Source organism: Vibrio genomosp. F10 str. 9ZD137, from assembly GCF_049974785.1.
GTDB lineage: Bacteria > Pseudomonadota > Gammaproteobacteria > Enterobacterales > Vibrionaceae > Vibrio.
In genome coordinates this window covers 1-4,577 of record NZ_JBNGCJ010000458.1, presented here as the reverse complement: position 1 = coordinate 4,577, position 4,577 = coordinate 1, and the positions used below count along the sequence as shown (strand labels likewise).

Annotated in this window: 5 protein-coding genes; 3 read left to right on the top strand and 2 right to left on the bottom strand. The window is 44.9% G+C overall.

What is annotated here, in order from left to right; translation table 11 throughout:
- The first annotated feature begins 157 nt into the window (after positions 1 to 157).
- The 3 genes from ACP45E_RS11025 (at position 158) to crp (ending at position 2,263) form a co-directional block, all read left to right on the top strand.
- Entirely contained in the window at positions 158 to 370 is a 213-nt protein-coding gene (locus ACP45E_RS11025; protein WP_017036095.1) for a YheU family protein, read from the top strand.
- A 128-nt stretch (positions 371 to 498) separates the two neighbouring features.
- Entirely contained in the window at positions 499 to 1,368 is an 870-nt protein-coding gene (locus ACP45E_RS11020; protein ID WP_017036096.1) for a phosphoribulokinase, read from the top strand.
- A gap of 262 nt (positions 1,369 to 1,630) precedes the next feature.
- Positions 1,631 to 2,263: a cAMP-activated global transcriptional regulator CRP gene (crp, locus tag ACP45E_RS11015; protein ID WP_017036097.1), complete on the top strand. Its 633-nt coding sequence runs from the start codon at positions 1,631 to 1,633 to the stop codon at positions 2,261 to 2,263.
- A gap of 162 nt (positions 2,264 to 2,425) precedes the next feature.
- Here the strand turns inward: crp and ACP45E_RS11010 are convergent, their stop codons facing one another.
- Both ACP45E_RS11010 and astD read right to left on the bottom strand, forming a co-directional pair.
- Entirely contained in the window at positions 2,426 to 3,217 is a 792-nt protein-coding gene (locus ACP45E_RS11010; protein WP_017038798.1) for a DUF1338 domain-containing protein, read from the bottom strand.
- A 39-nt stretch (positions 3,218 to 3,256) separates the two neighbouring features.
- A partial coding sequence (astD, locus tag ACP45E_RS11005) for a succinylglutamate-semialdehyde dehydrogenase (protein WP_069585005.1) occupies positions 3,257 to 4,577 on the bottom strand: 1,321 nt, incomplete at its 5' end.

The following is a 4,577-nucleotide window of genomic DNA, read 5'->3' as shown; positions in this document are numbered from 1 at the left end:
CGATAACATCGACTACCAGTTGTTGGAGCATGGCGGCCATGTTGGGTTTATCTCAGGGAGTTTAACGAAGCCAAATTTCTGGTTAGAACACGTTCTCCCCGATTATTACGAAACATTAAAGCACGCACCATCCAATCAAAACCACGAATAGGCCACTATGATCATTCCTTGGCAGCAAATAGAAAACGATACTTTAGAAAACCTTATTAAGGAGTTTGTCCTTCGTGAAGGAACCGATTACGGAGAGATTGAATGCTCTTTGCAAGATAAAGTTGAACAGGTAAAAACGTTACTTAAAAGTGGCGATGCGACGGTTGTGTTCTCAGAGTTGCATGAAACAGTCGACATAAAAATGCGTGAATCGCTATAGCCTTCTCGCTTTTCGTTTCACTCACTTTACTGGCGTAGACCTTTCCATTTGGCATGCTATAGTGAAACGCTAACGTTAAGATTTATTGAATACTCAACAAGTAAGTTACATTTACGACAAGGTTAGTCATGTCAGCAAAACATCCTATTATCGCGGTAACGGGCTCTTCTGGAGCAGGAACCACCACCACATCAGAAGCGTTTCGCAAAATGTTCAATATGATGAACGTGAAACCAGCTTGGGTGGAAGGTGACAGTTTTCATCGCTTCACTCGACCAGAAATGGATGTGGAGATTCGAAAGTCCAGAGAACAAGGTAAACACATCAGTTACTTTGGCCCGCTGGCCAACGACTTTCCTACCCTAGAGGAATTTTTCCGTACTTACGGTAACGAAGGAACTGGGCAGGTACGACGTTACCTTCATACCTTCGATGAAGCGGTGCCCTATAACCAAATGCCCGGCACCTTCACACCGTGGCAAGATTTGCCTCAAGACTCAGATGTGCTGTTTTACGAAGGACTGCATGGTGGCGTTGTCGACGGGGATGTCAATGTTGCCCAACATGTTGATCTACTCATAGGCATGGTGCCGATTGTGAATTTAGAGTGGATTCAAAAGTTTGTTCGAGACACGCGAGACCGTGGCCATTCACGTGAAGCCGTCATGGATTCGATTGTGCGATCTATGGATGATTACCTAAATTATATTACCCCTCAGTTTTCTCGCACTCATATTAACTTTCAGCGCGTTCCTACAGTTGATACATCAAACCCACTTAACGCAAAAGGCATCCCAAGTCTGGATGAAAGTTTTGTCGTCATTCGTTTACGTGGCATAAAGAACGTCGACTTCCCATACCTCCTCGCTATGATTGATGGCTCATTCATGTCACGACACAATACATTGGTGGTACCAGGTGGGAAGATGAGCTTTGCGATGGAACTGATTGCAAGACCAATCCTACAGCAGCTGATCGAAACCGGGAAAATTGGATAAACGCTCATCAAAGAAGTCGATTACTTTTCATACCGTGATCATGTGCACATTTTTGCGTAAAATAACCGCGCACAGAAGCGATTAAAATCAAGAAATTTGAAGTAAAAAAGGATACTATTCTTAACCGAGATACTAGATAGCTTGTAGCATGAATAACGTGCTCTTATCCTAAGCAGGCTTATTTTAGGCTAGCTGACTGTATGGAAAGCGACAAGCACACCGCGGAAAGCGACAAGCACACCTTCAGAGGAAGTGAGATATTATGGTTTTAGGTAAACCTCAAACAGATCCAACACTAGAGTGGTTTCTTTCACACTGTCATATTCATAAGTACCCTTCAAAAAGCACGCTGATTCACGCCGGTGAAAAAGCCGAAACGTTGTACTACATCGTTAAAGGTTCTGTAGCGGTACTGATCAAGGATGAAGAAGGTAAGGAAATGATTCTTTCTTACCTAAACCAAGGTGATTTTATTGGCGAGCTAGGCTTGTTTGAAGAAGATCAAGAGCGTACTGCATGGGTTCGTGCTAAATCTCCTTGTGAAGTTGCTGAGATTTCTTTCAAGAAATTCCGTCAACTTATCCAAGTTAACCCAGACATTCTAATGCGTCTTTCATCACAAATGGCTAACCGTCTACAAGTGACAAGCCAAAAAGTGGGTGATTTAGCCTTCCTAGATGTGACTGGCCGTATTGCACAAACGCTTCTTAACCTAGCAAAACAACCTGATGCAATGACTCACCCTGACGGCATGCAGATTAAGATCACTCGTCAAGAGATTGGTCAAATCGTTGGCTGTTCTCGTGAGACCGTTGGTCGTATCTTGAAGATGCTAGAAGAACAGAACCTAATTTCTGCACACGGTAAAACTATCGTTGTATACGGAACTCGTTAATTTCTAATGATTAGAAATTGATAAAAATTAGAAAGCCACCCTCAGTAATTTGGGTGGCTTTTTTATGTCTATCGTTTTTTATATTGTCGACCACAAATCAAAACGAAAAACGGTTCTATTGGCTATTAGTACTTTTCACTTAGCTATTATAATACTTTGTACTTAGCTATCAGTACTTTCAAAAATCTTATCGGCTGAAGCTGCCACAAAACCCGTGTAAAGTTCACCATTTGCCATCGGATAACGCTTGGCAAACTCATAAAAGCCACCTGGGATCGATTTAGTGCCATCGCTAAATGTCACCTCGACCTTATCGGCCATCGTCGAAGACTGCTCAAGCAACACCTCTGGTGAGCCTTTCACTTCGCCACCCGATTCATTTATCTTAAAACCCGCTTGGCGAAGATGATCGTTGACGTCTTTCACTTCTGAAAATTGATTGAGTTGATTCACACTCACAGTAAAGTGATTGGCCCCATAACCATGGGCCGCTAGCCATGCTGCATATTCACTCTCGCCGGCTAATGTTTGGTAATCAGTATCACTTAGATCCCAAAGACGCCCACCAAACAAGAATTCATGACCTTTCAGCTTACTATGATCCACTTGCTCAACAAGCTTAGCAACGATCTGTTGTAACTCACTTGAACACTCATCCACTTTAAGCTCACTAATAAACACTTTCGGTTGCTTCGGGTCAGGGTGTTCATAGTGTTTCGCGACGAGTTTTTTACTCTCGAACTCATAGTCACCGCATGCCACGTACCCAACATCCAAAAATGGCTTCGCTAACGTAGCAATACCAAGACGAGAAGAATTGAAGGTCCTCAAGGCGATATGGTCATTAATCAAAACGTCCTCTTCGCGCAGCAATTTATGCACAATCTCAGCCGATGGGCACAGATGCTCAATATAATCATTCCATAAAGCCGTAAATAAAGTATCCGGTGTCATAACGAGTCCTTAATTCGGTGATGATATATAAATAGAAAGTTACAGTTCAATCCCTGGGCTAAACGTCGCTGGTAATAGAGTTTCGTCGCCTTCCATTGAAGCCATTGGATATGCGCAGTAGTCAGCAGCGTAATAAGCACTTGGTCTTAGATTACCTGACGCACCAGGGCCTCCAAATGGTGCATCACCACTGGCCCCGGTCAACTGTCTGTTACGGTTCACAATACCAGCACGAATGTGGTCAACAAAGTAATCCCATTCGCTGTCGTCAGTTGAAATAAGCCCCGCGGATAATCCAAAGCGAGTGTTGTTAGCCATCTCTACTGCTCGTTCTAAGCTGTCATAGCGAACGACTTGCAATAGCGGCCCAAAGTATTCTTCATCTGGTAACTCATCGACCGCAGTCACATCGATGATACCTGGTGAAACAAAGGCCGCTTCCCCTGCTTTGGCTTCTACCAGACTTTCGCCCCCAAGAGAATGAAGGTGAGCTTGAGCGTGCAAAATAACCTTAGCGGCATCCATCGAGATTTGAGGGCCCATAAACGGCGCAGGTTCAGCAAAAGGGTGATCCACTTTTATTTTTCTGGTGGCTTCAACAAGACGACCGAGCAATGCATCCCCTTTCTCTCCTTGCGGAACGTAAAGGCGACGGGCACAGGTACAGCGTTGACCTGCACTGATGAAAGCAGACTGAATGATGGTATAAACCGTCGCGTCAACATCCCCAAACTGCTCAGAGATCACCATTGGGTTGTTTCCACCCATCTCTAGTGCCAGCATTTTACCTGGCTGACCTGCAAATTGGCGGTGTAATACGTGCCCCGTATTGGCACTGCCGGTAAAGAGCACACCGTCAATGCCTTTGGAATCTGCCAGAGCAATCCCCGTTTCTTTGGCACCTTGAACCAGATTAAGCACACCAGCTGGTAAACCTGCCTGTTGCCATAGCTTCATAGCAAACTCACCCACCCACGGCGTTTGCTCTGAAGGTTTAAACACCACCGTGTTTCCCGCTAGCAATGCTGGCACGATGTGACCATTTGGAAGGTGGGCAGGGAAATTATAAGGCCCGAAAACGGCCATCACACCTAATGGTTTATGACGCAGAACGATTTGGTTTCCGGCGGCTTCGCGTCTCGCTTCCCCTGTACGCTCATGGTATGCACGGATTGAGATAGCGATCTTTCCAGCCATCGCGCCAGCTTCGGTACGCGTTTCCCAAATAGGCTTGCCGGTTTCTTTAGCAATAATCTCAGCAATCTCTTCACTGTGTTCTTTTACTTTCTCGGCAAAAGCTAACACCACTTTCTCTCGCTCAGCAAAGCTTCGATTTTTCCATTCAAAGATCGGAAGAGCG